At 68.0% G+C, this 3,926-nt stretch carries 4 protein-coding genes; 1 reads left to right on the top strand and 3 read right to left on the bottom strand.

Features of this window, described 5'->3' with window-relative positions; genetic code table 11:
* Positions 1–29 precede the first annotated feature (29 nt).
* Positions 30–320, bottom strand: coding sequence for a cell division protein CrgA (gene crgA, locus JHC79_RS22125; RefSeq protein WP_188487493.1), 291 nt, complete (start codon positions 318–320; stop codon positions 30–32).
* Positions 321–479: 159 nt separating this feature from the next.
* Between crgA and JHC79_RS22120 the strand changes: the two genes are divergently transcribed.
* Complete coding sequence (locus JHC79_RS22120; protein ID WP_296394954.1) at positions 480–1,145, top strand: aminodeoxychorismate/anthranilate synthase component II; 666 nt, start codon at positions 480–482, stop codon at positions 1,143–1,145.
* A gap of 5 nt (positions 1,146–1,150) precedes the next feature.
* Here the strand turns inward: JHC79_RS22120 and pknB are convergent, their stop codons facing one another.
* Positions 1,151–3,049 (bottom strand): Stk1 family PASTA domain-containing Ser/Thr kinase, encoded by a 1,899-nt coding sequence (pknB, locus tag JHC79_RS22115; RefSeq protein WP_296394953.1) that lies wholly within the window; start codon positions 3,047–3,049, stop codon positions 1,151–1,153.
* Positions 3,049–3,926 (bottom strand): protein kinase (locus JHC79_RS22110; protein WP_296394950.1); only part of this gene is annotated, 878 nt, incomplete at its 5' end. The genes pknB and JHC79_RS22110, both read right to left, overlap by 1 nt.

Genomic DNA, 3,926 nt, shown 5'->3' with positions numbered 1-3,926 from the left:
AGTCAACAGGTTGGGGACAAAACGGCCGGTCAACGCCACTTCATCGTCATCAGCAGGCCGGTGATCATGAAGCCGAACCCGATGAGGAAGTTCCAGGCGCTGAGGTTGTACATCCAGTGCAGGATCTTGCCGTCGGCGCCGAGGCTGGACGGGGTGGCGACCAGGTAGAACACGATCAGCCACGCGAGACCGATCAGCATGAGGCCGAGCATCGCCGAGACGTAGATCGTGCTCGACGGACCGGCCTTGACCTTGACCGGCGTACGGCTGGCCGGGTTGATCGTGTAATCGGTCTTCTTCCGGACTTTCGACTTCGGCATGACTTCCTCGCTGATGAACGTCGACCGCGCGGATCCGAGGGAGTCTGACGATCCTCACCTCGCGCGGGTCGTACTTGCTGATGGACGCGTGCGACCACGGTATCCCACGCCGAGAAACCGATGTGAGATCCGACCGAGGTCGCCGGTACCGTGAACCCGGTGACCATCAGTTCCGTCCGGAAACCGTCGATCCTCGTCATCGACAACTACGACAGCTTCGTCTACAACCTGGTCCAGTACCTGGGCCAGCTCGGCGTGCACGCGACGGTGTGGCGCAACGACGACGAGCGACTGGACGACCTCGACAACGTGGTGGCCGAATTCGACGCCGTGCTGCTCAGTCCCGGGCCGGGCACCCCGCAGCGGGCCGGTGCGACGATGCCCATCGTCGGTGTCGCGGCGCGGACCGGAACCCCCATCCTCGGCGTCTGCCTCGGACACCAGGCCATCGGTGCGAGTTTCGGCGCGACGGTCGATCGTGCCCCGGAACTCCTGCACGGCAAGACCTCCACCGTGTTCCACGACGGGAGCGGCGTGCTCGCCGGACTCGCCGACCCGTTCATCGCGACCCGCTACCACTCTCTGACGGTCCTGCCCGAGACGATCCCGGCCGAGCTGATGGTGACCGGTCGGACCGAGAGCGGGATCATCATGGCGATGTCGCACCGGGAGTTCCCGATCCACGGCGTGCAGTTCCACCCGGAGAGTGTCCTGACGCAGGGCGGCCACCGCATGCTGGCGAACTGGCTGCGCCTGTCCGGGTTCGAGATCTCCGAGGACCTGGTGTCGGGTCTCGAGGCGACCGCGGCCACCGCGGTCGGCTGAACGGATCAGCCGAACAGGCTGGCGCGCCCCACAGTGATGGTGATGGCGGCGTCGTCGTTCAACATCTCGCCGCTGGCCGGACTCTGATCGACGACACGGTCGGCGTCCGGACTGCCCAACCCCACATTTCGGGGGGTCTCGTTGAGAGTGCCGTTGCGCCACCCGGCGCCGTTCAGCGCGTCGCGCGCCTGACTGGCCGTCTTGCCCCGGAGATCGGGCATGCGGAACTGGTTGCCGCGCGAGACGGTGACCTGCACGGTGCTGTTCTCATCGACCTGTGTGCCGGCGGCGGGGGTCGAGTTGATGACCGTGTCGGCGGGCTGGTCGGAATCGGCCGGAACGGCGACGAACTTCAGTCGCAGGTCCTCCACGGCGGACTGCGCGGCGTCCTGGGTCAGACCGATCAGTGAGGGGACCGTCACCCGTCGAGGCCCGGTACCGATCTGAACCGTGATCGTCGTCGTGACCGCCTGCGAGGTACCCGTCTGCGGCGTCAACGCGACGACCTTGCCCCGCAGCTGGTTGGTCGATGCGACATTTCCCTGCCGGACGTTGCTGAACCCGAGGGCGTCGAGAGCCTTGACCGCCTCCTCGTACGTCTGACCCGTGAGGTTCGGCAGATCCTGGCGCAGCGGACCGGTGGAGACGTACAACGTGACCTGAGAACCCTTGTCCGCCTGCACACCTTCGGACGGGGCCGTGCGGGTGGGCATCCCCGACTCGACGTCGTTGCTGGGTTCCTCGAGGGGGTTGTTCACCCGGAAACCGAGCTTCTCCAACTCCGAGCGCGCCTCGGTGGCCGAGAGTCCGGTCACCTTCGGGATGGCGACCTGCTCGGTCGCGTCGTCGGCCCACGGCGTCGTCAACAACAGGGTCACGCCCACGACGACCAGCACCGCGGCGAGGGCGGCGGCGACGTATTTGAGCACCGGTGACCGGCGCTCCTCCTCGTCCGGATCGGGACGACGGTGCGATGTGGGACCCACGCGACCCGGGCGATTACGCGCCGGCTCGATGATGCCGGTCTTGTCCTCGTCGGACAGCAGCATGGGTGCACTGGGGCGCCCGCCCGCGAGCACCTTCATCAGGTCCGACCGCATCTCACCGGCCGACTGGTAGCGGTTGAACGGGTTCTTGCTCATCGCTTTGAGGATCACCGAGTCGAGCTGCGGCGGGATCTCGCGGCGGATGCTCGACGGAACCGGTGGGTCCTCACGGACGTGTTGGTAGGCGACCGCGACCGGGGAGTCGCCGGTGAACGGAGGCTCGCCGGTGAGGAGCTCGAACAGCACGCAGCCCATCGAGTAGACATCGCTGCGGGCGTCGACGCTCTCGCCGCGGGCCTGCTCCGGCGACAGGTACTGAGCGGTCCCGATGACGGCGGAGGTCTGGGTCATCGCGCTGGACGTGTCCGACATCGCGCGGGCGATGCCGAAGTCCATCACCTTCACCGCACCGGACTTGTCGATCATGACGTTGGCCGGTTTCATGTCCCGGTGGACGATGCCGTTCTGGTGTGAGAAATCAAGGGCCGCAGCGACATCGGCCATCCAGGTCATCGCCTGGCGCGGTGCTACGTGCCCCTGGGCGCGCAGGACGTCGCGCAGGGTCTCGCCGTCGACGAACTCCATGACGATGAACGGCAGCGGACCCTCGGGGGTGTCTGCCTCGCCGGTGTCGAACACCGACACGATGGTGGGGTGGTTCAGCGACGCCGCGTTCTGCGCCTCGCGGCGGAAGCGGAGGTAGAAACTGGGGTCGCGCGCGAGGTCGGCGCGCAGGATCTTGACGGCCACGTCGCGGTGCAGTCGGAGGTCACGTGCCTGATGTACCTCGGACATCCCTCCGAACCCGAGAACCTCGCCCAGCTCGTACCGATCGGAGAGGTGACGAGGAGTCGACATCAGTCACCTTTCCTCTCGTCGAGCGGCGACGGGTCGCTGCTGCTGTCATCGTAATTCTGCCCGAAACCGGGGATCGTGATCCCCGGGATGACCAGGCCGCCCTGCGTCGTCGTGGTGGTCGTCGTCGGCGGGGTGGTCGTGGTGGTGGTCGGCGGAGTCGTCGTGGTCGTGGTGGTTGTCGTCTCCTCCTCCGTGGTCGTCGTCTCGTCCTGTGTCGTCGGCGCCGGCTCGTCGGTGGTGGTCGTGACCGACGGCGGGGTCGACGGGGTGGTCGACCCGTCGCTGCCGTTGGTCGACAGCCAGTAGCCGACGAGGGCCACGGCGGCGAGCAACAGGATCACCGCGACCGCCGCGAGCGCCTTCTGGCCGCCGGTCCACCGACCGTCGTCCTGGGCGGGCGCGGCCGGGATGGGGCGGCGCGAGGTCGCGGTCGGTGGCGGTGGGCCGGCCGGACGAGGGATGGGCGCCGACATCGCGCGGGTCGACGTCGGCGGCACGACGATGCCACCGGCACGCGGCGGCGGTGGACGACGCCCCGCCCGCACCGCGGCGACCGCGTCGGCGAACTCGCCACCGTCGGAGTAGCGGTTGAGCGGCTCCTTGGCCATCGTGATGTCGATGAGCTCACGGATGCCTGCGGGCAGGTCGCTCGGCAACGGCGGCGGTGTCTCGCGGATGTGCTTCATCGCCACGGTGATGGCGCCGTCGCCGAGGAACGGGCGACGACCCGAGATGGCCTCGTAACCGACGACTCCCAGCGAGTAGACGTCCGATGCCGAGGTCGCGTCCTCGCCGAGGGCCTGCTCGGGCGAGATGTACTGGGCGGTGCCCATCACCATGCCGGTCTGGGTCACCGGCGCGGCGTCGACCGCCTTGG

Origin of the sequence: Williamsia sp. (genome assembly GCF_016462415.1) — a bacterium.
GTDB lineage: Bacteria > Actinomycetota > Actinomycetes > Mycobacteriales > Mycobacteriaceae > Williamsia_A.
The sequence above is the reverse complement of the archived record's forward strand: the minus strand, read 5'-3'. Positions and strand labels throughout refer to the sequence as shown.

Bases quoted from the DNA above. Each gene is read 5' to 3' on its own strand.
- crgA (WP_188487493.1), bottom strand. From the start codon at position 320: ATGCCGAAGTCGAAAGTCCGGAAGAAGACCGATTACACGATCAACCCG.
- pknB (WP_296394953.1), bottom strand. From the start codon at position 3,049: ATGTCGACTCCTCGTCACCTCTCCGATCGGTACGAGCTGGGCGAGGTT.